The following is a 23010-nucleotide window of genomic DNA, read 5'->3' on the forward strand; positions in this document are numbered from 1 at the left end:
AAACCATTTAGTTTCAGATAGTTACGAGATTTCTTGTCGCAAACGGTTGCGATCGGCGGCTTGATGCGACATGCTTTCCTGCTTCACCGTCGTGACCGACGACATGTTCCCACTCACAATCTGGAGGTGCGCCGGGTGCCGGACAGCACGAGCATTTTCGACGACGAACCTGACCTTGACACATTTGGCGGACGCCTTTCCCGCGCGCGGGACGCCGTGGGCCTCACAGCCAAGGAACTGGCGTGGCGCCTCGGCGTGAAGACCGCCACAATAAAAGCATGGGAGTGCGACCGCTCCCAGCCCGAGGCCCGTTGCCTGGCAACGCTGGCCGGCCTGCTCAACGTGAGCCTTTCCTGGATGCTGCATGGCGTTGGGCCATCGCCCGACGAACCTGATACCTCCACGCTGGTCGGCGCGGTCAACTCCCAGCTCGACCGGCTAAAGCTGCTTCATCTGGAAACCGGGCATCTCATCAATCGCCTCGAGGGTGATCTGGACCGGTTGCGGCAGCCGCTTCCCGCCGAATAACGCCGCGAGAAGTCGCGCGCCCTGAAACATTCCTGCCTTCCGGTTCGTAAAAAGAACAACGGGAGCCCGGTAGATCCGTGGCCTCCGCCGACGGCCGGAGGATCGGGAACATGGTTGCAAGGGATGTTATCGACGGCGCTGCCGCATCGGCGCCGCGCACGCTGGTCTATCGCCAGTCCGCCTGGACGCGGGCGACACACTGGATCTGGGCCGCCAGCCTCTTTTTCCTGCTGCTCAGCGGCCTGCAGATCTTCAACGCGCATCCGACTCTCTACATCGGCGACCAGTCGGGGTTCGAGTTCGACAACAGCGTGCTGTCGATCGGCGCGCAGAAGGCCGATACCAGCGTTGTCGGCGTCACGAAGGCGCTCGGATTAACGTTCGACACCACCGGCTTGCTCGGCGTCTCGGGCGAACGCGCCGAGCATCGCGCCTTTCCGGCCTGGGCGACGATCCCCTCCTATCGCGACCTCGGAACGGGCAGGGTCGTTCACTTCTTCTTCGCATGGGTGCTGGTCGCGACACTTGGCGTCTGGCTCGTAGCAGGGATCCTCAACGGCCATCTCCGCCGCGACCTTGTTCCTCGCCTCAGCGACATGCGCGCCCTCCCGCGCGACCTCGCCGACCACCTGAAGCTGAAATTCCATCACACGCGTGAGTACAACACCCTCCAGAAGCTGGCCTACGCCGGGATCCTGTTCGTGTTGCTGCCGCTGATGATCGCCACCGGCCTCGCGATGTCGCCTGGCGCGAACGCGCTCATGCCGTGGCTGCCGGAACTGCTGGGCGGCCGCCAGACCGCGCGTACGATCCACTTCGTCGCGATGCTGCTTCTGGTCGGCTTCTTCGTCATTCACATGCTGATGATCGTCGCGGCCGGACCTATCAACGAAATGCGCTCGATCGTGACTGGCTGGTATCGCATCGATCGCCGCGAGCCGATGACGGGAGGCTGAAATGAGGACGCCCCATCTTTCGCGCCGCGCCCTGCTGTCGGCTGCAGGTGCTGCAGGTTCCGGCCTCCTGCTTTCCGGCTGCGATGCGTTCGGCCTGCTGGAGGGTTCCGACAGCGTCGTTCGCAGCACGCTGGAGCGCGCCAACGACCTCACCTACCGCGTCCAGCGCTTGCTGCTGGGCGCGGACCGGCTGGCGCCCGAATTTGCGGAAAGCGACATCCGCCAGGGTCAGCGGCCGAACGGCGTCACTTCGCCCGCCGACCAGGACTATCAGGACCTTCTCGCCGGAGATTTCGCCGACTGGCGTCTCGAAGTGGGCGGACTGGTGGAACGGCCGCTTTCGCTGTCGCGCGATCAGTTGCTTGCCATGCCCTCTCGCACCCAGATCACGCGTCATGACTGCGTGGAGGGCTGGAGCACCATCGCCAAATGGACCGGCGTTCCGCTGGCGCTCGTGCTCGACCTGGCAATGGTCAAGCCGCAGGCTCGCTTCGTGGTCTTCCATTGCATGGATACGATCGAGCGCAGCCTTTCCGGGCAGTTCAGATACTACGGATCGATCGACATGATCGATGCACGTCACCCGCAGACGATCCTCGCCTACGGGCTCAACGGAAGGCCTTTGCCTGTCGAGAACGGCGCGCCGCTGCGCGTGCGCGTCGAACGCCAGCTTGGCTACAAGATGCCGAAATACCTGCAACGAATTGAACTGACCGACAGCTTCGCCGGCCTGGGCTTCGGCAAGGGCGGGTACTGGGAAGACCGCGGTTACGACTGGTTCGCCGGCATCTGAACGAGCCCGGGGCGAAATGGGAGGGGTGACAAAGCCCGCACGATCGGCTAGGGAATCGGCCGTCGAGGGCTTCGGCCCTGCCGGTTTGCGGGAGAGAGCAGCTTTGCTGCCGCCGAAGGGGAAATCGCCCGAAATCTCTCAGGCAAAAGAACCGTAACCGGACGAAGACGCTCTGGAAAGTCGGGGACGAAACGCCCCGCGCCGAAGGTGTAAGCGCCGCTGACAGAGTTCCGGCAGCGCGAGTCTCTCAGGCTTCCGACAGAGGGGCACGGAACGGCCGCTTCAAGCGGCGCTTGCGTGCGACTCTGGAGGACCGATTGAGCAACGACGACCTGAAACACCTGCCCCTCGAAGACCTGCATGTTGCGGCTGGCGCCAAGTTCGGCGGATTTGCCGGGTGGTCCATGCCGCTCACCTATCCCCCAGGCGTGATGAAGGAGCACCTTCACACCCGCGAGCATGCGGGACTTTTCGACATTTCCCACATGCGTCTGTTCGAGTTGGCCGGCCCGGGAGCGATCGGCCTTCTCGATCGCGCCTGCCCGCTGGATGCCGGCTCCCTGGCCGCCGCCCAGTCGAAATACACTTTCCTGCTCGACGAGCAGGCAGGCATTCTCGACGACCTCATCGTGACGCGGCTCGGACCAGACCGCTTCATGGTGGTCGCGAATGCCGGAAACGCCGCTGCCGATGAAGCGCGCCTGCGCGCGCTGGGCAAGGATTTCGACTGCGAGATCAAGGCGCTCGATCGCGTCTTTCTCGCGCTGCAGGGACCGGAGGCGGAGGCCGCCCTGTCAAAGGCGGGCGTTTCGGCGGCACAGCCCCTCGCCTTCATGACGGGGATCGAACCGCAGCCCGACTGGTTCCTCAGCCGCTCCGGCTACACCGGCGAGGACGGCTTTGAGATCGGCCTGCCCGAAGCGGACGCGCGCAGCCTTGTCGCCAAGCTGCTGGCCGACGGGCGCGTGATGTGGATCGGACTCGCAGCGCGCGACAGCCTCCGCCTGGAGGCTGGCCTCTGCCTTCACGGGCAGGATATCACCGAAGCACTGAACCCAGTCTCCGCCGGCCTGCTCTGGGCAATCCCGAAGGAGATCCGCGCCAGCGGCGCGTTCGTTGGTGCGGAAGCGTTACGGTCGCTGATTGCCGCGGGCGCCGCCGAAAAGCGCGTCGGGCTCAAGCCGGAAGGCCGCCAGCCGGTGCGCGCCGGCGTCGAACTCTATGACGAGGCGGGCAACTCCATCGGCCGAGTCACCTCCGGCGGCTTTGGTCCCTCGGCCGGGCATCCCGTCGCCATGGGATATGTCGCAACCGACCTCGCCAAACCCGGAACCCGTGTTTTCGCGGACGTCCGCGGGACGAGGATTCCCGTCGACGTCCACACGCTTCCCTTCACGCCGCACCGCTACCGCAAAGGATGATCCTGATGGCCGCTACCTATTACACCGAAGACCATGAATGGCTGAGCGTCGATGGCGACGTCGCCACGATCGGCATCACCGACTATGCACAGGAGCAGCTGGGCGACATCGTTTTCGTCGACCTTCCGGAAGCCGGTCGCGGCCTGAAGAAGGGCGAAACGGCCGTGGTTGTAGAGTCCGTCAAGGCCGCGTCGGACGTCTATGCGCCGGTCGATGGCGAGATCATCGAGGCGAATGGCGCACTGTCGTCCGATCCGGCGCTGATCAACTCGGCGGCGACCGGTGACGGCTGGCTCTGGAAGATGAAGCTCGCGGACAAGAGCCAGCTCGCAGGGCTGATGGATGAGGCGGGCTACAAAGCCCATATCGGCTAACGGAACCCCGACATCATGAGCGACATTCTGCCTTTCTTTTCGCGCCACATCGGCCCGCGTCCGAGCGACCTCAGGTCGATGCTGGCCACGCTCGGCGTTCCATCGGTCGAGACGCTGATCTCGCAGACGGTGCCAAAGTCGATCCGGCTCGACCGGCCGCTGCGGCTGCCCGAGCCGTCGACCGAACATCAGGCCCTCGCGGAGCTTTCCGCCAAGATGGCAGACAATGTCGTTCTCAAGAGCTTTGTGGGCGCAGGCTACCACGGCACCCTGGTTCCGCCGGTCATCCAGCGAAATCTGTTCGAGAACCCCGCCTGGTACACGGCCTATACGCCTTACCAGGCCGAGATCAGCCAGGGCCGGCTGGAGCTGCTGTTCCACTTCCAGACGCTGATCGCGGAACTGACCGGGCTGCCCGTCGCGTCCGCTTCGCTGCTCGATGAGGCAACCGCCGTCGCCGAGGCGATCGGCATCGCGTTCCGGCATCATCGCGAGAAGCGCACGCAGATTGCGCTTGCCGGAGCGCTCCACCCGCAGACGCTCGACGTCGCGCGCACGCGCGCCGAACCGCTCGGCATCACGGTCGACGGCAACGAGATCACCGAGGACACCGCGGCGCTGGTCGTTTCGTGGCCGGATACGTTCGGCGTCTATGGCAACCATGCAGACCTCATCCAGAAAGCCAAGGCCGCGGGCGCGCTGGTGATCTTCGTCGCCGATCCGCTTGCGCTGACCATTTCGGATTCGCCCGCCAAGCTCGGGGCGGACATCGCCTGCGGCTCCATGCAGCGTTTCGGCGTGCCGATGGGTTTTGGCGGCCCGCACGCCGCCTATTGCGCGGTTTCCGAGAAGCTGACGCGGCTGATGCCCGGCCGTCTTGTGGGCCAGTCGGTCGACGCCCACGGGCGTCCCGGCTATCGCCTGGCCCTGCAGACCCGCGAACAGCACATCCGCCGAGACAAGGCCACCTCCAACATCTGCACCGCGCAGGCGCTGCTCGCCAACATGGCGGTGTCATACGCGATCTGGCACGGCCCTGAGGCGCTGAAGGCGATCGCGCGGCAAGTGCACGCGCTTGCGGAGCGTCTCGCCGCGGGCCTGCGCGCGGCCGGCGTGAAAGTCGATGGAAATCACCGTTTCGACACGGTGACCGTGACCGTCAAGGGCAAGGCGAAGGACATCGCGGCCGCGGCGGAAAAGAACGGACGGCTGCTGCGTCTCATCGACGAAGACCGGATCGGCATCAGCTTCGACGAGGCTTCCACCGAAGAGGACCTTCAGGCGGTCGCCGCGCTGTTTGACGCCAAGACGCCCGCCGAGGTCACCAGGACCACTCCCGGCTCGGTGCGCGGCAAGGAGTTCATGACGCAGCCGGTTTTCCACGAGAACCGCTCGGAAACCGACATGATGCGCTTCCTGCGCCGGCTGGCGGACAAGGACCTGGCGCTCGACCGGACCATGATCCCCCTCGGCTCCTGCACCATGAAGCTCAATGCAGCGGCGAAGATGATGCCGGTCAGCTGGCCGAGCATCGCGAACCTCCACCCCTTCTCGCCCAAGGCACATTCGAAGGGCTACAGGTCGATGATTGCCGACCTCGAGGAATGGCTGGGCGAGATCACGGGCTTCGATGCAGTCTCGCTGCAGCCCAATGCCGGCAGCCAGGGCGAGTTCGCCGGCCTGCTCGCCATTCGCCGCTATCACCAGGCGCGTGGCGATGCGGCGCGCGACATCTGCCTGATCCCCTCCTCCGCTCACGGCACCAATCCCGCCAGCGCCGCCATGGCCGGCATGCGGGTCGTCGTGGTCAAGTGCACCGATGCGGGCGATGTCGACGTCGAGGACCTAAAGGCCAAGGCCGCGGAACATGCGGACGACCTTGCCGCCCTGATGATGACCTACCCCTCGACGCACGGCGTGTTCGAGGAAGGTGTCCGCGAGATCTGCAAGGTGATCCATGACCACGGTGGGCAGGTCTATCTCGACGGCGCCAACCTCAACGCCCTGGTCGGTCTGGCCCGGTTGGGCGACCTCGGCGGCGACGTCTGCCACATGAACCTGCACAAGACCTTCTGCATCCCGCACGGAGGCGGCGGTCCGGGCGTCGGCCCGATCGGCGTCAAAAAGCACCTGGCGCCGTACATCCCGGGCCATGAGGCTGAAGGCAGCGACCACGCCGTCTCGGCTGCCCCCTTCGGCAGCGCGTCGATCCTGCCGATCACGTGGATGTACATCCGCATGATGGGCGCAGCGGGCCTCAAGCAGGCGACGGAGATCGCGATCCTCAACGCCAACTACATCGCCACCAAGCTCAGCGCGCACTACCCCGTGCTCTACAGCGGCAAGCAGGGCCGCGTGGCGCATGAGTGCATCCTCGACACACGCGTGTTCAAGGAGCGCGGCGGCATCAGCGTCGAGGACGTCGCCAAGCGCCTGATCGACTACGGCTTCCACGCGCCGACCATGTCGTGGCCGGTCGCCGGCACGCTGATGGTCGAGCCGACGGAATCCGAGCCGAAGCGCGAGCTCGATCGCTTCTGCGACGCGATGATCCTGATCGCCCGCGAGGTCGACCGCGTCGCCAGGGGCGACTGGCCGAAGGAGGACAACCCGCTCGTCAACGCGCCGCATACGGCAGCCGAGGCGCTTGCCGCAGAGTGGAAGCATCCGTACTCGCGCCTGGAGGCGGCCTATCCCGCCGGCGATGGCGTTACCATGGTCAAGTACTGGCCGCCGGTCTCGCGCATCGACAACGTGGCCGGCGACCGCAACCTCGTCTGCGCCTGCCCGCCGATGTCGGATTATCTCGGCGCGGCGGAGTAGGCTCGTGAACCGACATTTTCGCCCCAACGAAGTGGTTCGATTGCATCGGAGACTGCAGATCATTGATCGCATGTATCCGATAGGCTACAGATAGTGATCGAAGTTCGGCGAACCGCTGCGTATGACGCCTGGTTCGCCGAGCTTCGCGATCTCAATGCGCGTGCTCGCATCAACGCCCGGATACGCCGTTTGTCGCTCGGGAACCTCGGCGACACGAAATCTCTTGGCGGTGGCATTCACGAATTGAGGATCGACTATGGTCCCGGCTATCGCGTGTATTTTGTCAATCGGGAAGGAACAATTGTCGTGTTGCTCTGTGGCGGCGACAAGCGGACCCAGAACCGGGACATTGCGAACGCGCGGTCCCTCGCCTCACTGTTGCGGGATTGAAGATGGCATTGAAAACGGAACGCTGGGATGTCGTTGAGTATCTGGACGACGACGACGCGATTGCCGCATATCTGGACGCCGTTTTGGAGGAAGGCGATCCTCAGCTTCTCGCCGCCGCGATCGGCGACGTTGCGCGGGCGCGCGGAATGACCGACATCGCAAGGAGCGCCAATCTTTCGCGAGAAAGTCTCTACAAAGCTCTGAGCGGAACGGGGAATCCCGAGTTCTCAACCATCATGAAGGTGCTTCAAGCGATGGGCCTTCGTATTTCCATCCGCCCGGTCGGCCCCACGCCAGATGCCGATGCCTCCGCTGAAGCGCACCATTCCGGAAAGTCCAGCTAGCGCCTCATTCAACTCTTTGCCAGGAGGGCAAGGTTGGCGTCGACGACGGTGGTGTCAGACATGCCGCTGCGGGCTTCGAGCAACAGTTCCTTGGCCTTGGTCCTGTTGCCGCGCAGCAGCTGGGAATAGCCCATGTTGTTGATGACCTGCGGCTTGCGGCCGGCGACTTTCAGAAGTTGATCGTAGGCGCGGTCGGCAAAGTCGAAGCGTCCGAGTTCGTCATAGGAGGCCGCCAGCCCCATCCACGCCTCGGCATTCGACGCGCGCAATTCGACAGCCTTGCGGAAATGCTTCTCGGCCAGGCCGTAGTTGGCGTCGCGGAACTGCGCCTTGCCCTTGTCGAGGTCGGTGGCGCTGATGTCCCTGGCGGTGTGCCTGATCGAGGTCGTTTCGGTCGTGTCGACCCCGCTCGTCGTACAGGCCGACAAGAAGGCGACCGCAGCCGCTGCCACTAGGGCCGAAAAGATCTTGCGCATGTCCCTGTCCCACTTGCCCCGTTTTCCCGGGTGCTTTCATCAAGGACGATAGCAGGGAGGCATTAAACTTCGGTCAGGAATTTCGCTTAATTTTATCTGTCCGAGGCAAGACTATTCGAGCATGTTGAGCTTCACGATGATCGGGATGATCGCGATCATCAGGACGACCGGAAGAATACATACCGTGACCGGCACCGACATCTTCGCCGGCAGCGCATGAGCCTTCTCCTCGGCGAGCGACATGCGCTTGTGGCGCATCTCGTCCGAGAACACGCGCAACGCTCCCGAGAGACTGGTGCCGAGTTCCCTCGACTGCTGCAGCAGCGTCGCGAAAGAGCGGACCTCATCAAGGTTCAGCCGCTCCGACAATGATCTCAGCGCATCGTCCAGGCGGCGGCCCGCGCGGAGCTCGAGCGAGACGAGCTGCAGGTTCTGGCTGAGCGAGGGATAGGTCAGCGCCAGTTCCTTCGACACACGCTCGATGCCAGCCTCCATGCTCATGCCGGCGTCCGAACAGACGATCATCAGATCCATGAAGTCCGGAAAGCCGTTGCGGTATTCACGCACTTTGGAGCGGATGCGTCCGGCGAGGACCAGACCGGTCGCGAAATAGCCGGCGCCGCCGGCCATGACGACGAAGGTCCAGCGGCTCATCGTCGAGGCGTCACGGCCCAGCCAGCGCTCCAGCAGGAAAGCGGCGAGCGCAAGGCCGAAGAACATCGCGAAACGGATGAGGAAGTAGTTGCCCACGGCGTTCGGATTCATGTAGCCGGCCTGGATGAGCTTCATCCTCAGTCGGGCCACGTTCTCCGGGTCACTCTTGGAATAGAACTCCTGCGTGGTCTTCAGCGCCCGCTCGTGCACCATTGCGGCGCCGGACTTTTCCGGGGTCGGCTCGGCCTTCGCGGCCGCCTTTATCTCCTCGAGCTTGAGCCGCCGCTTCACTTCGTTGCGCGCCTCGCCCCCGGCCAGCAGGGGCCACGCCAGGACGACGCCGCCGGCAAGTAGCATCAGCACGGCAATCGGCAGCATCAGCGTCGAGGCGGCCGAAGAGGAAACGAGGGCGACCAGGGTTTCCATTGCCTAGAACCTGAAATTGGCCATCTTGAACATCATGGCGTTGCCCAGCATCAGCCACGCGATCGAGCTGATCAGGAGATACCAGGTCAGAGGTTCGTCCCAGATGTCCGCGTAGTAGTTCGGCATCAGCACGGTGATCGCGGCAAAGAGGAGCGCCGGCACCGCGGTCAGGATGTAGGCAGACATGCGGCCTTCCGTCGAAATGGCGCGTACCTTGCGGCGCAGCTTGCCGCGCTCCCGGATGACCGTCGCCAGGCCGTCCAGTATCTCGCGCAGGTTGCCTCCGGTGGTGCTCTGGATCGAGACCGCCGTGACGAACAGCGGCAGATCCTCGTGGCCGACGCGCTCGAACAGGTTTTGCAGCGCCGAGACCAGGTCAGAGCCATAAGTCACCTCGTCGGCGATGACGCCGAATTCTGTGCCGATCGGGTCCGGCATTTCGCGCGCCACCATAGCGATCGCCACCGGCACCGGATGCCCCGCCTTCAGGCCGCGGGTGATCAGCTCAATAGCCTCCGGCAGCTGCATGCCGAACATCTTGTGGCGGCGTTTGAGGAGATACTTCATTGCCATGAGCGGGAAGACGAAGCAAAGCACGGGAAAGGCGGCCGCCGCATAAGCCGTCGACAGGCCCTTCCAGGTCGCGAGAACTACGACCGCAAGGGCCACGCCCGACGTCTTCAGCAGGAACTGCGGGAGCGGCGTCGTCAGCCCCGATTGCGTTCGCAAGGCGCGGAAGCCGGCAGGCGAGAAGATCGATCGACTGCCGTCGAGACCCCTCTCCTTGCGCAGCTGGATCAGCACCTGTTCCTGCGTGAGGCTCTTTTCCTGGAGCTTCATGCGCCGGTTGATCGCCTCACGCCGGTCGGCGCTGCTGGAGACAAGCAGATAGACCGCCTCCGCGATCATGATCGCGGTGAGGCCGACAGCGGCGTAGATGACGAAGAGACCGTTACCCATGATCTCGCCTACGGCTTGCCCGGTTCGAAATACTTGCCTGGGAACTCGATACCCATGGCGCGCAGGTCCTCCAGGAACCGCGGGCGCAGGCCGGTGGCTTCAAAGTACCCGAGGATCTTTCCGTCGGCCTCCATGCCGGTACGGACGAAGCGGAAGATCTCCTGCATCTGGATGACGTCGCCCTCCATGCCGGTCACCTCGGCGACGCTGGTCACCTTGCGCTTGCCGTCCGAGAGGCGCGTCAGCTGGACGATGATGTCGAGCGCGCTGGAGATCTGGCTGCGGATCGACTGCACAGTCATCGGCATTCCGGTCATGCCGAGCATCTGCTCGAGGCGGGCGATCGCGTCGCGCGGCGTGTTCGCGTGAATGGTCGCCATGGAGCCCTCATGGCCGGTGTTCATGGCCTGGAGCATATCGAAGGCCTCCTCGCCGCGGCATTCGCCGAGGATGACGCGGTCGGGGCGCATGCGCAGCGCGTTCTTGACCAGGTCGCGCTGCTTGAGTTCGCCCTGCCCCTCCACATTGGCGGGACGCGTCTCCATGCGGGCCACGTGCGGCTGCTGAAGCTGCAGTTCCGCCGCATCCTCGATGGTGATGAGCCGCTCGTCCTCGGGAATGAAGGCCGAGAGCGCGTTCAGCATCGTGGTCTTGCCGGTGCCCGTGCCGCCCGAGATGATGGTTGTCTTGCGGGCATGAACGGCTGCCGCCAGCACCTCGGCCATGTTCTGCGTCAGGGCTCCGAATTCCACCAACTGGTTGAGGCCGAGCTTGTGCTTGGAGAACTTTCGGATGGAGACCAGCGGCCCGTCGACGCCGATCGGGCGGATGGCGGCGTTGAAGCGCGAGCCGTCCGCCATGCGCGCGTCGACCATGGGCTGCGATTCGTCCACGCGGCGGCCGACCGCGGCGACGATCTTGTTGATGATGCGCAGCAGATGCGCCTCGTCCTTGAAGGGAATCTGCACCTGCGTCAGCTTGCCCTTCTTCTCGATAAAGCAGCTGCGGTGGCCGTTGATGAGAATGTCGGCGATGTCCGGGTCCTTGAGCAACGGCTCCAGCGGGCCCAATCCCACCATCTCGTCGACGATGTCATCGACCAGCGAGTCGAGCTCCGCGACGTTGATGGCCATCCGCTCCTCGCGGATCTTCTCCGATACGAAGTCATGGACCTGTCTGCGCATCTCGTCCTTGGGCAGGCGCTCCAGCGCAATGAGGTTGATCTCCTCGATCAGCATGCGGTGGATGCGGTCGCGTGCATCGAGCACGCGGTTCGTCTTGGCGTTGCCTGGCGTCTCCGGCCTCGGCGCGGCCTGGCGCGTCGACGGGATGACCACCGGCGGCGCGGCGGCCGGTTCCGGCGCGTGCGCCGGCGCGACAGCCCGCTTCTGCAAGGTGGAGAAACGCGACATCATGCGGTCTTCCTCAGCAGGCCGCGCCCGAAGGCGAAGAGCGAACGAGACTTCTGCGCCTGCGCTTCGACTTCCTCGGGCAGGATGATCTTTTTCAGGTCGGCGATCACGTTCGCGTTCGGGTCGATCTTCTGCAGCGGCACGCCGCGGTCCACCGCCTCGCGAACAAGCTTGTAGTTGTTCGAAATGCCGCCCACGAAGTGCTCGCCGAGAATGGCCTGAACATCCGCCTGCTTGATGCCGTTCTCGAACATCTTCTGCTCGAAGCGATTGACGATGACGTTGGGTTTTACTTCCTTGCCCACCGTTTCGTAGATCGCCTGGATCAGGCGCTGGGTGTGCCTGAGGCAGGGCACCGTCATTTCGGCGACGATGTAGAGCCTGTTCGAGCCGAGCAACACGGTCTCCGTCCACGGGAACCAGGTGCGCGGCATGTCGATGACGACGTTGTCGAAATAGGCGGAAACAAGGTCGAGCATGCGCACCACCACGTCGGTGTTGAACGTGCGCATGTCCGACGGCCTTGTCGGCGCAGCAAGAACGCAGAGCCCGCTCTCGTGCTTGGAGAGCATGACGTCCAGCAACTGCCGGTCCAGCCGCTCCGGCTGGTTCTCGATCTCGGTGATGTCGAAGCGCGGCTCCAGATCGAGATATTCGGCGCAGACGCCCTGCTGGAAGTTCAGGTCGACGACGCAGGTCGATGCGCCGCGCGAGACGGAATTGTGCAGCTGAAACGCCGTCTGGAGCGCCAGCGTCGTGGTGCCGACGCCGCCGGCCGCCGGCATGAAGGTGGAAATCTCGGATTCCCTGTTCTCGTCGCGGCCGGGCCCCTGCAGCGCGCGCAGGCACGAGCGGACAAGGTCGGCGGTGGTGAGAGGCTTGATCAGGAAATCCGCGATCTGAAGCTGCACGAGGATGCGCACCGCCGCGGCATTGAATTCCTGCGTGACGACGACGATCGGCGTGCGACCCTCGAGCCTCCGGACGAGCCGCTGCAGCGCCTCTATGTGCTCGAGCTTTGAAGCGTCGAGATCGATGATCAATGCCCCGCATTCAGCGTCGTGGATCTCTCCGCGCAGCTCGGCGATCGGCTTCTCTATGGTGAGGAGCTGGATCTTGTCGGACGACGAGAACGCGGCGCGCGTGTCCTGCACGAACGTCTTGTCGGTAGAGACGAGCGCTATGCTCCCTGTGGACAGGCCGGCCATGATCCCTCCCTACTCCACGACCGTCGCCGACGTGGAGCGGCCGCTGTCGGAGCCGGATACCTCGCCTGATATCTGGCCCTGTACGGCGGCGGCGGCACGCTGCGCCGGCACGAGAAGCTCGGTGTCCTCGACGCCCGGCTGCCAAGGGTCCACCATTTGCATCACCGTGTTCGCTGCGACGGCCTCGCCGGCGCCCAGGGTGACGCCGTCCATCCGCATCGTCTGGTCGCTTGTGCAGCCGCCTGCCAGGGCTGCGATCGCCAAGAGGGCCAATCGCTTCATCTCATTGCTCCGCGAGTTCGAGGAAGTGACCGGACGTAGGCGCAGCCGCCCGCCGGTTCGCTGCCGCAACGGCGCGGTTGGCCTCGGAGACCTTCACCTCCTCGACATTGCCGAGGAAGAAGTCCGCATCGTTGGCCGGAGCCAGCTGATCGGCGGGCGTGACGGCCCGCCTCGAGGGGTCGATCGGCTTCACCAGATACGGCGTCACGATCATCACCAGCTCGGTCTCGCGCCGCTCATAGGCCTTCGAGGAGAACAGGGCCCCAAGAACCGGCATCTGGCCTAGACCGGGCACCCGCTGGTTGCCGAGATGGTTCTCGCTCTGCAGAAGACCGGCGACCATGAAGCTCTGGCCGCTCTTCAGGTCGACCGAGGTGCTGGCGCGGCGCACGATGAAGCCCGGAATGGAGATGTTGCCGACCTGGTACGAAGAGGACGGATCGACCGACGACACCTCCGGCTCGATGTCGAGGCTGATCAGTCCGTCACTCAGCACTGTCGGCATGAAATCGAGGCTGATGCCGAACTTCTTGTAGGTGACGGTGACCCGGTTGTCCTCTTCCGACACCGGAATCGGGAACTCGCCGCCGGCGAGGAAGCTCGCCTTTTCGCCGGAGCGCGCGATCAGGTTCGGTTCGGCCAGACGCCGGGCGACGCCACGATCCTCCAGCGCCTTGATCGCAACGTCGATCGACCAACCGCCCGAGATCAGGCCGCCGATTATCTGCCCGGCGGGTGTCGGTGACACCGGGCCCTTCGGATCCGAATTGATGATGACGCCGCCGTTGTGCCCCGCATACGCGGCCGTGATCTTGGTGCCGAGTTCGCGGGCGACGTCCCGGTTGACCTCGACGAAGCGCACGTTCAGCTGGACCTGCTGCGACGAGGAGATATTGACGGAGTTGATGACGTTCTCCTCACCGGAGAATTCCGAAGCGATTTTCTGCGCCTTCTCGGCAGCCACGGCATCCTGCGCCTCGCCGGACAGCACGAGCCGCCCATTGGCGGACTTCACCTTGATATCGGCGCCTGGCACGGTGTCGCGGATGGTGCTCGCCAGCCGCTCCGTGTCCAGCGTCACCTCGACGTCCACCGTGCCGACCAACTGCTTGTTCTGGTCGAATAGCGCGATGCCGGTCGTGCCCAGGTTGTTGCCGAGTACGTAGAAGGAGCGGTCGGTCAACGGGTTGACGTTCGCGATCTCGGGATCGCCGATGACGATCTCGTAGAACGGCACATCGGTCTTGATCGTACGCGGCTTGCCCCTAGCGATCTTCACCGACGCTGGCTTGGTCGACGAAATGCGGATCACACCGTCCGCCGCCGACGCCGGCGCGAGCCCGCCTGCGACGAGCATAACCGCCGCTACGAGCGCAACAAGCCTGTTGCGTACGGTCGGCGCCGTCAACGTCCTGCAAAACCCGCCCATGGATTGGTCCCCAATTACGGCCCCGAGCCGTTCCCTATTCGGCGGCCCCCGCCGCCTTCTTGGCTTCAGCCTTCGCCGGCACGATGACCTGGTAGGGCTGCGACTGCAGCGCGCGCGTCACGATCACGGTGGTGTGCTTCGGCCCCTCCGGCTCCCCTGTCGACGAGGTGAACATCTCGCTGACTTTCTCGACAGCGCTGGAGGCAACCGAGCCGCCGAAGGCCGAGATCGTCGTAATGCCGGACTCCAGAGCTTCCGTTTCGGCGCTCGAGCGTAAGGTCAGCGAGAGGCTGCCAACCTTGCGGGCGAGCGCGATCTTCTGGGCGCCGTCGGTCGTCACCTCGATCGTCAGCGAGTCGGCGATCTGGGGCGTCGTCTGGCGCTCGTCTGCGCCCTGCCCCACCGACAGCACCTTGACGTTCTCGACGACAACTTCGCTCGTGATGGTCGAGCCGGCCGCGCCATGCGCGTTGCCCTCCACCTCCTGGATCGCGCCGGCGTCGCGCGTCAGCACGACGTCGACACGGTCGCCGGGGGTGATGAAGCCTCCGACGCCGGCGATCTCGTCGGTCTGGACGGTAACCGCCCGCATGCCAGGGGTCAGCAAGTTCGACAGCGTGGCGCGTCCGTTCGGCCCGGAGAGCTTTGCCAGCAGCACCGGCTCGTTCGGCTCGATGGGAGACAGCACCACGCGCGAGCCCTCGGCCAAAAGCCCTTCAATGGAAGCAAAGGCGCCCTGCGGCAGCGCTTCCTGCGGCCACGGAATCTCCGACAACTGCGCCGCATCCAGCGGCATGCCGAAGCGCAGCGGTTGCTTGGCGACCACGATCTTGTTGAAATCCACGGCGGGCCCGGCCCCCTTCGGGGCGTTGTCGGCCAGGGCTCGAGCCCTTGCATCCGCCGCATTCTTGATCCATGCATCCGCCGCGAAGATGGAGACAGCCCCCATCACCGCGGCAATGCCGATCATCGTTATGATCTTGCGCTTCACAGCCCCCGAGTCCTTGCTCGCCGCCCTGTTCTTATTCGGCCAGACTAGTGCCCATTGTTAAAACTTCAGGAATCTTTGGGGGTGCATCTGGTGTCATATTGGAAGTCGTGGTTATCGAACTGTTGCCTCTACCGCGAATCATTGAATAGAACAGAACGCGAACTCCGACGGACTGAACGCAATAAGGGTGGCCAGGCGGGAGCCACCCAACCCGAGACAAGATCTAGCCATGGATAGCAACGACGATCTCTTCGCCAATCTGGAGCGCCAGCCCAAGTCGGCGCGCACGGCGCTGAAGCCGTCCGATCCCCTGGTGCAGGCCACGCGCAAGAGCCAGGCTCCCAAGGACGCCAGCGACAGCTATAGCGCCGCCGACATCGAGGTTCTCGAAGGATTGGAGCCGGTGCGCCGCCGCCCGGGCATGTATATCGGCGGAACCGACGAGAAGGCGCTGCACCATCTCTTCGCCGAAGTCATCGACAATGCGATGGACGAGGCGGTGGCCGGCCACGCGACCTTCATCGACGTTGACCTCGACGCCCAGGGCTATCTCACGGTCACCGACAACGGGCGCGGCATTCCGGTCGATCCCCACCCGAAGTTCAAGGACAAGTCGGCGCTCGAAGTCATCATGACAACGCTGCATTCCGGCGGAAAATTCGACTCCAAGGTCTACGAGACGTCCGGCGGCCTGCACGGCGTCGGCGTGTCGGTCGTCAATGCGCTGTCGGATTTCCTCGAGGTGGAGGTGGCCCGCGGCCGCCAGCTCTATCGCCAGCGTTTTTCGCGCGGCCTCCCCCAGGGCAAGCTCGAACTGCTCGGCGACGTGCACAACCGGCGCGGCACGAGGGTGCGCTTCCATCCGGACGCCGAGATCTTCAAGGGAGCGGCATTCGAGCCGGCCCGTCTCTACCGAATGGCGCGCTCGAAGGCGTATCTGTTCGGCGGCGTCAACATCCGGTGGTCGTGCGATCCGTCCCTGACCCGGGAGAAAGACACCACGCCCGCCAAGGCGGAATTCCATTTTCCGGGCGGTCTCAAGGACTATCTGCTCGCCTCGCTCGGCGACGAGTTCCAGGTGACGCGCGAGGCATTCGCCGGCAAGAGCGAGAAACAGGGCGGCCACGGCTCGGTCGAATGGGCGGTCACCTGGTACGGCGGCGACGGGTTCGTCCACTCGTACTGCAACACCATCCCCACCGGCGAAGGCGGCACGCACGAGACCGGCTTCCGTAACGTCCTCATGCGCGGCCTGCGCGCCTATGCCGACCTCACCGGCAACAAGCGGGCCTCGATCATCACCAGCGAGGACGTGATGATCTCGGCCGCCGGCATGCTCTCGGTATTCATCCGCGAGCCGGAATTCGTCGGCCAGACCAAGGACCGCCTGGCGACCATCGAGGCGCAGCGCATCGTCGAGAGCGCCATTCGCGACCCGTTCGACCACTGGCTCGCAGACAATCCGCAGGAAGCCTCGAAGCTGCTCGACTGGGTGATCGCCCGCGCCGACGAGCGCCTCCGGCGACGCCAGGAGAAGGAGGTCAGCCGCAAATCGGCGGTCCGCAAGCTGCGGCTGCCGGGCAAGCTGGCCGACTGCACCCAGAATGCGGCGGCGGGAGCCGAGATCTTCATCGTGGAAGGCGATTCCGCCGGCGGCTCGGCCAAGCAGGCGCGCGACCGGCAATCCCAGGCGATACTGCCTTTGCGCGGCAAGATCCTGAACGTCGCCAGCGCGGGCGCAGACAAGCTCGCCGCCAACCAGCTGATTTCGGACCTGATCCAGGCGCTCGGCTGCGGCACCCGCTCAAAATACCGGGAAGAGGATCTGCGCTACGACCGCGTGATCATCATGACCGACGCCGACGTCGATGGCGCCCACATCGCTTCGCTGCTGATCACGTTCTTCTATCAGGAAATGCCGCAACTCGTGCGGGGCGGCCATCTCTACATGGCGGTGCCGCCGCTCTACCGCATCAGCCAGGGCGGCAAGACCATGTATGCGCGCGACGACGCCCACAAGGACGAACTGCTCCAGACCGAGTTCACCGGTCGGGGCAAGGTGGAGATCGGCCGTTTCAAGGGCCTTGGCGAGATGATGGCGAGCCAGCTCAAAGAAACCACCATGGACCCGAAGAAGCGCACGCTGCTCCGCGTCGAAGTTGACGAGACCGACCCCGAGGGCACCAAGGGAGCTGTCGATGCACTGATGGGAACCAAGCCGGAGTTGCGCTTCCGCTTCATCCAGGAACGAGCGGAATTCGCGGCCGCAGAGGCCCTGGATATCTGATCATGCGAGGCGGCTGAGATCTGGACCCTCGTCAAGACGATCCTGGCCTCGGCCGCGCTGGGCTATGTAGCGTTCGTCGCGATGGTGTACGCCATGCAGCGCACCCTGCTTTATCCCGGCGCCGGCGGCTTCACGCCCCCGCCGGCGGTCGCGCCCTGGGGCAGCCGGGTGAGCATCGCAACCTCCGACGGTGAGACGCTCGCGGCGCTCTACCAATCGCCCGCAAACGCCAAGGCCACGTTCCTGTACCTGCACGGGAACGGCGACGACATCGCAGCCTACGGTTTCCTGGCCGATGCGCTTGGGGCGCGCGGATATGGAATGCTGGCCGTTGCCTTTCGCGGCTATCCGGGCTCGACCGGGTCGCCAACGGAGGCCGGCCTCCTCGAAGATGGCGTCGCGGCCTTCGATTGGCTGAAGACCACGCATCCGGGGACACCGGTCGCAATTCTCGGTCGATCGCTGGGCTCGGGCGTCGGGGTGCATGTCGCCGCCGAGCGCGACGTTTTTGCGATGGTGCTGGTTTCTCCGTACGCGTCCATCCTCGCCGCTGCGGGGAGCCACTATCCCTATCTGCCGGTCGCCCCGCTCATCAAGGACAGCTTCCGATCCGACCTTTGGATCGGGCAAGTCTCCGCGCCCAAGCTCTTCCTCCACGGCGAGTTGGACGACGTGATCCCCGCCAGTTCCGGGCGAGCTCTCTTCGATCTTGCATCGGAGCCCAAGAAATTCGTCCTGATGAGCGGGCGTGGGCACAACGATGTCTGGAGCGCCCAACTGGTCGACGAGGTCGTCGGCTTTGCCGATGCCGTCAAGGGCCGGGAGAGGTAGCGCGCCTCAGGCCGCGGCGATCGCCAGCGCATGACCGCGCGCATTGTCGCGCAGGGCCTCAATGTGGATCGACTTGAGCAGGCCGGCCAGTTCGCCCTCGGCGCCCTGCCCTCCCACCTCCTTCAGCATCGTCCACGACACCTCTTGCGCACCCGCCACGCGCTTACCGTTGGCGACTTCGCGCCAGATCTTCAGGGCGGTCAGGATGACGCGATGGATCCCCTCCGCAAGTCCCGCGGCGCGCATCAGCGCCGAAACGGCGACGTCGTTGCCGCGGGCCAAAAGCGTGCGGACCCGGCTTTCCGTCTGGCCGCTCAGGGCGATCATGACCGCGCCGAAGAAATCGATCTTGCCATGCGCGATGGCCCGGATGACGAAGCTGGCGCTCAACTCTCCGGACAGCCGCAGATGCTCGACCAGCGCGCCCAACTCGTCCGGGCGGGCGCCGTCGATCAGGGTCAGTGATGCCTTGGCGCACGCTTCCCGCGTGATCCGCTCGGCCCGCTGAGGGCCGACCAGCTTCAGCAGCAGGGGCGAAGTCTTGAAGGCCTCGCCCACGCGTACAAGCAGCATGTGCCGGCAGTCGGAGGGCAGATCGGGACGCTTGAGTATCGCGTCTCTCAGATCGGCATTGTCCCCATGCCGCTCGATCATGCGCCGGAAGCTGATTGCCGCGACCTTGCCGCCAGAGTTTCCGACGAGCGCAACGCAGGCGCAGACCTCGGCGACCTCCGCGATGGCGGCAGACACCTGAAGCGACACCAACGGTCGGCGCGCGACGAGAAGCTGGATGGCGGGATCGCCGCTGCACACGCGCTCGACGAGGTCGGCGTCGGTCAGGAGAGGCGAACGCCCGATGATCATCGCGGCGACATCCGGCTGGTCGGCCGCCAGGGCGCTGACGATCTGGAGGGGTGCGCGCCGGCTCATGGAGAGCGCATCGGCGATAGCCGCCCTCACCTTCGGTGAAGGATCGTCGAGAAGCAGCGTCAGCGCCGCCTCCGCCGCACAGCGGTCCTCGAACGAGAGGTCTCGATCGTTGAACGTGCGCGCCAGCGCACTTGCCGCGGCCACCCGCTCCGCCACGCGCGCCGTGCGCATCCATTTCAAGAGATGCTCGATCACCATCCGCCCAAGCCCTGCCGGCCTACCCTGAGGGCGAGACTAGCGGGGAATAGGTTTACGAACGGTTCACCATATCCGTTAACCTGACGCAACGCCTTGCGCACGAGGCTGGCGCCGCATATCAGACGCGAGCGTCAAGGGAGGTGTCGATGCCGGGTCTTTACCTAGAGGAATTCATCGTCGGTCAGGTGATCAAGCATCCGCTCCGCAAGACGGTGACGGAGAGCGACAACATGCTCTTCTCGGTCATGACGCTGAACACGCAACCGCTGCACATCGATTTCGAGGCCGCGGCCCAAAGCGAGTGGGGCAAGCCACTGGTGAACTCGCTCTTCACGCTCGGGCTGATGATCGGCATCTCCGTCAACGACACGACCGTCGGCACGATCGTCGCCAATCTGGGCATGACGGAAACCGTTTTCCCGCATCCCGTCTTCCACGGCGACACCATCAGCGTCGAGACCGAGATCAAATCGGTGCGCGAATCTAAGTCGAAGGACGATCGCGGCATCGTCGAGATGGAGCACCGGGCGTTCAACCAGAACGGGGTGCTGGTGGCGCGCTGCCTGCGGCAGACCATGGTCAAGAAGAAGGGGGCGTGACATGCGTTCGCTGCTGTTCGTCCCCGGCGATTCCGAGAAGAAGCTGGCGAAGGGCTTCCAGTCCGAAACGGACGTCGTGATCGTCGATCTCGAGGACTCCGTAGCGCCCGCAAACAAGGTTTCGGCGCGCCAGATCGCCCGGGAGTTCATCGACGCGAACCGCGGCGGCGCGACCGGTCGCATCTATGTCCGCGTAAACGAGCTGAACTCCGGCGAGATCGACCTCGACCTGAAGGGGATCATGTCGACACGGCCTGACGGCATCATGCTGCCGAAATGCAGCGGCGGTCAGGACGTGGAGCAACTGTCCGCCAAGCTGCGGGTTCATGAGGCCGAGAACGGCATCGCGGACGGGGCTACCCTCATCATCCCGCTCATCACGGAAACCGCCGCTTCGGTGCTCGCCGCATCGACCTATCGTCCGCAGGCCCGGATTGCCGGCCTCACCTGGGGCGCCGAGGATCTTTCGGCTTCCATCGGCGCACGGACGGCGCGCGATGAGGCGGGCGCCTATACGGACGTCTTCCGGCTGGCGCGCGCCCTGACGCTGCTTGCCGCATCGGCCTCAGACGTCGCCGCAATCGACACCGTCTTCCCCGACTTTCGCAACGAGGCGGCGTTCCGCTCCGAATGCATCGCCGCCGAGCGCGACGGCTTCACCGCGAAGATGGCGATCCACCCCGCGCAGGTTGCGATCATCAACGAGGTGTTCACGCCGTCGGCGGATGCGGTCGCGCAGTCAGCGGCCGTCGTCGAGGCGTTCCGTTCGGCGGGCAATCCCGGCGTCGTCGCGATTGACGGCAAGATGTACGACCGCCCTCACCTGAGACTGGCGGAGCGGCTGCTGGCCCGGGCGCGCAAAACCTGACGCACCACTCCCGAACCCGCGCAGCGGATTTGGAAGTAAAAACATCCTTCACAACAAGAGCTTAGATCGGATCGCGTGAATTCAGAGTCACGCGATCGATTTTGACGAGCAGAGAAAGCGCTATCCCTCCCACGGCCCGGAATAGTCGGCATAGATCGTCGATGCATCCGGCCGCGGTCTTTCTGGAACTGTGCCGCCAAAGGTTCCGATGTGGACGAAGCCGACCACGCGCTCGTGTGGCGCGAGGCCGAGGATGCGACGGCCTTCCTCGGTTCCCGAGTACCAGTTGGTGATCCAGTTGGTGGCGTAGCCAAGCGCGTTCGCGGCAAGCACCAGGCTCATCGCCGCGGCCCCGCCGGACAGGAACATCTCCCATTCCGGGATCTTCGGATGCTCCTTGCGGCTCGAGACGACGCCGATCACCAGCGGCGCGCGGGAGAAGCGGGCCAGTTCCTGGTTGCGGCGACCTTCCAGCAAGGGCCCTTCACGCTCCTCCGCGAGGTCGGCGAGCATCTCGCCGACGCGTTGGCGCGCCTCACCCCGATAGAGGATGAACCGCCACGGCTCCAGCCGGCCATGGTCGGGCACGTGGGAAGCTACCCGAATCATCGTCTCGATCTCCGAGTCGCTGGGCGCTGGCTCCTTCAGTTCGTGGATTGGCGGAGATTTTCTGCTCAGCATGAAATCGATGATAGGCGACGCCACGACGTTGTTTCTCCTTGAATTTCTGGCTGGATCCGCGGTGCCGGATGGGAGGCGGACGGAACTCGGGCGGGTGAATCGCCCAGCGATTGGGCCTTGAAATTGCCACCGGCTTGCGTTTCAAGGCAAGGGATGATTGCACGCCCACTCCGACATTCGGCGCGGCTCCTTCTTGTCGCCCTTTTAGCGGCAGCGGGCACGACAGCCAATGCACAGGGATTTGCCGATTCAGCGCCTGGCATCTCGCTCGATCTGCCCCCCCTCAACAACTTCGCATCGCCGGAGCAAAAGCAGGGAAGGTCGCTGGCGGCGGCCACCGCAGGCAAGACGACGCTGGCGGCGCGCCTGGTCGGCGAAGGCGAGGACATCAGCCGGGGCCTGATGTGGCGTATCTTCAAGCCCCAGGCCGGCTCCGACGGCAAGCTGCCGCTCGTCGCGTCGGCCCAGGGCGGCACCAGTGTGTTTGACCTGCCGCCCGGAAGCTATCTGGTTCATGCCGCATTCGGCCGCGCCGGCGCCACCAAGCGGATCACGGTGGGGCGAGATTCGCAACGCGAGACGATCGTCCTCGACGCAGGCGGGCTCGAACTCGACGCTGTCCTGGAGGGCGGTAAGCGCATCGCAGCCGACCAGCTGAAATTCTCGATCTACGAGGCGAATGCCGACGAGCAGGGAGAGCGCGCGCTCATCATCCCCAACGTCAAGCCGAGCACCGTCGTCAGACTGAACTCCGGCGTCTACCATGTGGTTTCCACCTACGGTTCGGTCAACGCCGTCATCCGGTCGGATATCAGGGTGGAAGCGGGCAAACTCACCGAGGCGACGGTCGAGCATCGCGCGGCCGAGATCACACTGAAGCTGGTACGCGACCGAGGCGGCGAAGCGATCGCCGATACGTCCTGGTCCGTGCTGACAGCATCTGGCGACCCGATCCGCGAGAGTGTCGGGGCCTATGCCTCCATGGTGCTGGCGGAAGGCGAATACACCATCATCGCCAAGAATCGCGATCGCATCTATCAGCGCGCGCTGACGATCGAAGCCGGCAGCGATCAGGACGTCGAGGTCCTGGCAACCGAAGAGGATGCGATCCCCGAAGGCGAGATCACGGACTAGGCGCCAGCCGGTTTT

Annotated in this window: 23 protein-coding genes and 1 riboswitch; of the genes, 13 read left to right on the forward strand and 10 right to left on the reverse strand. The window is 64.6% G+C overall.

Features of this window, described 5'->3' with window-relative positions:
* Positions 1–33: 33 nt before the first annotated feature.
* From PD284_RS17920 to PD284_RS17955, 8 genes are all read left to right on the forward strand, one after another.
* Positions 34–528 carry a helix-turn-helix domain-containing protein gene (locus PD284_RS17920; protein WP_274629514.1) on the forward strand — a complete coding sequence of 165 codons (495 nt, stop codon included), beginning with the start codon at positions 34–36 and terminating at the stop codon, positions 526–528.
* A gap of 110 nt (positions 529–638) precedes the next feature.
* Entirely contained in the window at positions 639–1484 is an 846-nt protein-coding gene (locus tag PD284_RS17925) for a cytochrome b/b6 domain-containing protein (protein ID WP_274629515.1), read from the forward strand.
* 1 nt (position 1485) lies between these two features.
* A complete protein-coding gene (locus PD284_RS17930; protein WP_274629516.1) occupies positions 1486–2277 on the forward strand; it encodes a molybdopterin-binding protein in 792 nt (263 codons plus the stop codon).
* A 78-nt stretch (positions 2278–2355) separates the two neighbouring features.
* Positions 2356–2441, forward strand: a riboswitch (glycine riboswitch).
* 153 nt (positions 2442–2594) lie between these two features.
* Positions 2595–3698, forward strand: coding sequence for a glycine cleavage system aminomethyltransferase GcvT (gcvT, locus tag PD284_RS17935; protein ID WP_274629517.1), 1104 nt, complete (start codon positions 2595–2597; stop codon positions 3696–3698).
* A 5-nt stretch (positions 3699–3703) separates the two neighbouring features.
* Positions 3704–4072 carry a glycine cleavage system protein GcvH gene (gcvH, locus tag PD284_RS17940; protein WP_274629518.1) on the forward strand — a complete coding sequence of 123 codons (369 nt, stop codon included), beginning with the start codon at positions 3704–3706 and terminating at the stop codon, positions 4070–4072.
* A gap of 15 nt (positions 4073–4087) precedes the next feature.
* On the forward strand, positions 4088–6895 hold the full coding sequence (gcvP, locus tag PD284_RS17945) for an aminomethyl-transferring glycine dehydrogenase (RefSeq protein WP_274629519.1): 2808 nt from the start codon (positions 4088–4090) through the stop codon (positions 6893–6895).
* Positions 6896–6988: 93 nt separating this feature from the next.
* Positions 6989–7285: a type II toxin-antitoxin system RelE/ParE family toxin gene (locus PD284_RS17950; protein ID WP_274629520.1), complete on the forward strand. Its 297-nt coding sequence runs from the start codon at positions 6989–6991 to the stop codon at positions 7283–7285.
* A 2-nt stretch (positions 7286–7287) separates the two neighbouring features.
* A complete protein-coding gene (locus tag PD284_RS17955) occupies positions 7288–7629 on the forward strand; it encodes an addiction module antidote protein (protein WP_274629521.1) in 342 nt (113 codons plus the stop codon).
* Between the two features lie 8 nt (positions 7630–7637).
* Here the strand turns inward: PD284_RS17955 and PD284_RS17960 are convergent, their stop codons facing one another.
* From PD284_RS17960 to cpaB, 8 genes are all read right to left on the reverse strand, one after another.
* On the reverse strand, positions 7638–8105 hold the full coding sequence (locus PD284_RS17960) for a tetratricopeptide repeat protein (RefSeq protein ID WP_274629522.1): 468 nt from the start codon (positions 8103–8105) through the stop codon (positions 7638–7640).
* A 111-nt stretch (positions 8106–8216) separates the two neighbouring features.
* Entirely contained in the window at positions 8217–9185 is a 969-nt protein-coding gene (locus PD284_RS17965; protein WP_274629523.1) for a type II secretion system F family protein, read from the reverse strand.
* 3 nt (positions 9186–9188) lie between these two features.
* Positions 9189–10145, reverse strand: coding sequence for a type II secretion system F family protein (locus PD284_RS17970; RefSeq protein ID WP_274629524.1), 957 nt, complete (start codon positions 10143–10145; stop codon positions 9189–9191).
* Positions 10146–10153: 8 nt separating this feature from the next.
* Positions 10154–11560: a CpaF family protein gene (locus PD284_RS17975; protein WP_274629525.1), complete on the reverse strand. Its 1407-nt coding sequence runs from the start codon at positions 11558–11560 to the stop codon at positions 10154–10156.
* Positions 11557–12765 carry an AAA family ATPase gene (locus PD284_RS17980; protein WP_274629526.1) on the reverse strand — a complete coding sequence of 403 codons (1209 nt, stop codon included), beginning with the start codon at positions 12763–12765 and terminating at the stop codon, positions 11557–11559. Before PD284_RS17980 ends, PD284_RS17975 begins: the two co-directional genes overlap by 4 nt.
* A 9-nt stretch (positions 12766–12774) precedes the next feature.
* Positions 12775–13047, reverse strand: coding sequence for a hypothetical protein (locus PD284_RS17985; protein WP_274629527.1), 273 nt, complete (start codon positions 13045–13047; stop codon positions 12775–12777).
* Position 13048: 1 nt separating this feature from the next.
* Complete coding sequence (locus PD284_RS17990) at positions 13049–14476, reverse strand: type II and III secretion system protein family protein (protein ID WP_274629528.1); 1428 nt, start codon at positions 14474–14476, stop codon at positions 13049–13051.
* 34 nt (positions 14477–14510) lie between these two features.
* Positions 14511–15467 carry a Flp pilus assembly protein CpaB gene (gene cpaB, locus PD284_RS17995; protein ID WP_274629529.1) on the reverse strand — a complete coding sequence of 319 codons (957 nt, stop codon included), beginning with the start codon at positions 15465–15467 and terminating at the stop codon, positions 14511–14513.
* 229 nt (positions 15468–15696) lie between these two features.
* Here cpaB and parE point away from each other — a divergent pair, with 229 nt between their 5' ends.
* The gene (parE, locus tag PD284_RS18000) at positions 15697–17754 is read left to right on the forward strand and encodes a DNA topoisomerase IV subunit B (RefSeq protein ID WP_274629530.1); all 2058 of its coding nucleotides are present in this window, start codon (positions 15697–15699) and stop codon (positions 17752–17754) included.
* A 93-nt stretch (positions 17755–17847) separates the two neighbouring features.
* A complete protein-coding gene (locus PD284_RS18005) occupies positions 17848–18585 on the forward strand; it encodes an alpha/beta hydrolase (protein WP_274629531.1) in 738 nt (245 codons plus the stop codon).
* Positions 18586–18591: 6 nt separating this feature from the next.
* Here the strand turns inward: PD284_RS18005 and PD284_RS18010 are convergent, their stop codons facing one another.
* The gene (locus PD284_RS18010; protein ID WP_274629532.1) at positions 18592–19713 is read right to left on the reverse strand and encodes a DUF2336 domain-containing protein; all 1122 of its coding nucleotides are present in this window, start codon (positions 19711–19713) and stop codon (positions 18592–18594) included.
* A 146-nt stretch (positions 19714–19859) separates the two neighbouring features.
* Between PD284_RS18010 and PD284_RS18015 the strand changes: the two genes are divergently transcribed.
* Positions 19860–20312, forward strand: coding sequence for a MaoC family dehydratase (locus PD284_RS18015; RefSeq protein ID WP_274629533.1), 453 nt, complete (start codon positions 19860–19862; stop codon positions 20310–20312).
* Position 20313: 1 nt separating this feature from the next.
* Complete coding sequence (locus PD284_RS18020; protein WP_274629534.1) at positions 20314–21180, forward strand: HpcH/HpaI aldolase/citrate lyase family protein; 867 nt, start codon at positions 20314–20316, stop codon at positions 21178–21180.
* Positions 21181–21300: 120 nt separating this feature from the next.
* On the opposite strand, the gene PD284_RS18025 is transcribed toward PD284_RS18020, so the two are convergent.
* Positions 21301–21885, reverse strand: a complete 585-nt coding sequence (locus tag PD284_RS18025; protein ID WP_274629535.1) for a nitroreductase family protein — start codon at positions 21883–21885, stop codon at positions 21301–21303.
* Between the two features lie 129 nt (positions 21886–22014).
* On the opposite strand from PD284_RS18025, the gene PD284_RS18030 reads away from it, so the two are divergent.
* Complete coding sequence (locus PD284_RS18030) at positions 22015–22995, forward strand: hypothetical protein (protein WP_274629536.1); 981 nt, start codon at positions 22015–22017, stop codon at positions 22993–22995.
* The last annotated feature ends 15 nt before the right edge of the window (positions 22996–23010 follow it).

Origin of the sequence: Mesorhizobium shangrilense (genome assembly GCF_028826155.1) — a bacterium.
GTDB lineage: Bacteria > Pseudomonadota > Alphaproteobacteria > Rhizobiales > Rhizobiaceae > Arvimicrobium > Arvimicrobium flavum.

Coding starts and splice junctions, on each gene's coding strand:
- PD284_RS18015 (WP_274629533.1), top strand. CDS start 19,860: ATGCCGGGTCTTTACCTAGAGGAATTCATCGTCGGTCAGGTGATCAAG.
- gcvP (WP_274629519.1), top strand. CDS start 4,088: ATGAGCGACATTCTGCCTTTCTTTTCGCGCCACATCGGCCCGCGTCCG.
- PD284_RS18010 (WP_274629532.1), bottom strand. CDS start 19,713: ATGGTGATCGAGCATCTCTTGAAATGGATGCGCACGGCGCGCGTGGCG.
- PD284_RS17955 (WP_274629521.1), top strand. CDS start 7,288: ATGGCATTGAAAACGGAACGCTGGGATGTCGTTGAGTATCTGGACGAC.
- PD284_RS17930 (WP_274629516.1), top strand. CDS start 1,486: ATGAGGACGCCCCATCTTTCGCGCCGCGCCCTGCTGTCGGCTGCAGGT.
- PD284_RS17925 (WP_274629515.1), top strand. CDS start 639: ATGGTTGCAAGGGATGTTATCGACGGCGCTGCCGCATCGGCGCCGCGC.
- PD284_RS17985 (WP_274629527.1), bottom strand. CDS start 13,047: ATGAAGCGATTGGCCCTCTTGGCGATCGCAGCCCTGGCAGGCGGCTGC.
- PD284_RS17975 (WP_274629525.1), bottom strand. CDS start 11,560: ATGATGTCGCGTTTCTCCACCTTGCAGAAGCGGGCTGTCGCGCCGGCG.
- PD284_RS17970 (WP_274629524.1), bottom strand. CDS start 10,145: ATGGGTAACGGTCTCTTCGTCATCTACGCCGCTGTCGGCCTCACCGCG.
- gcvH (WP_274629518.1), top strand. CDS start 3,704: ATGGCCGCTACCTATTACACCGAAGACCATGAATGGCTGAGCGTCGAT.
- PD284_RS18020 (WP_274629534.1), top strand. CDS start 20,314: ATGCGTTCGCTGCTGTTCGTCCCCGGCGATTCCGAGAAGAAGCTGGCG.
- parE (WP_274629530.1), top strand. CDS start 15,697: ATGGATAGCAACGACGATCTCTTCGCCAATCTGGAGCGCCAGCCCAAG.
- PD284_RS17980 (WP_274629526.1), bottom strand. CDS start 12,765: ATGGCCGGCCTGTCCACAGGGAGCATAGCGCTCGTCTCTACCGACAAG.
- PD284_RS17960 (WP_274629522.1), bottom strand. CDS start 8,105: ATGCGCAAGATCTTTTCGGCCCTAGTGGCAGCGGCTGCGGTCGCCTTC.
- PD284_RS18030 (WP_274629536.1), top strand. CDS start 22,015: ATGATTGCACGCCCACTCCGACATTCGGCGCGGCTCCTTCTTGTCGCC.
- PD284_RS17965 (WP_274629523.1), bottom strand. CDS start 9,185: ATGGAAACCCTGGTCGCCCTCGTTTCCTCTTCGGCCGCCTCGACGCTG.
- PD284_RS18005 (WP_274629531.1), top strand. CDS start 17,848: ATGCAGCGCACCCTGCTTTATCCCGGCGCCGGCGGCTTCACGCCCCCG.
- PD284_RS17990 (WP_274629528.1), bottom strand. CDS start 14,476: ATGGGCGGGTTTTGCAGGACGTTGACGGCGCCGACCGTACGCAACAGG.